Origin of the sequence: Bittarella massiliensis (ex Durand et al. 2017), from assembly GCF_017566145.1 — a bacterium.
GTDB classification, from domain to species: Bacteria; Bacillota; Clostridia; order Oscillospirales; family Ruminococcaceae; genus Bittarella; species Bittarella massiliensis_A.
In genome coordinates this window covers 1-229 of the sequence record NZ_JABFCL010000143.1, presented here as the reverse complement: position 1 = coordinate 229, position 229 = coordinate 1, and the positions used below count along the sequence as shown (strand labels likewise).

At 52.0% G+C, this 229-nt stretch carries 1 protein-coding gene; it reads left to right on the top strand.

The window, feature by feature from the left end; genetic code table 11:
- Window positions 1–229: prealbumin-like fold domain-containing protein (locus HJY11_RS13790; RefSeq protein WP_243764568.1), on the top strand; the 229-nt coding region annotated here is incomplete at both ends.

Below are 229 nucleotides of genomic sequence, written 5' to 3'. Positions count from 1 at the left end.
TGCGGGTGCAGTTTTCACCCTTGAGATAAAACAGGGCGAGAACTGGAAACCCATACGGGAAGAAACTGAGCTGAAAACCGGCGAGGATGGGCATCTGACCGTGGAAGCATTGGAGGAAGGCACTTACCGCTTTACGGAAATCCAGGCTCCGGACGGCTATGTTCTGAACACTCAGCCCATAGAATTCACTCTGGTCAAAAATGCAGACGGCGTGATCCCAGCATTGACA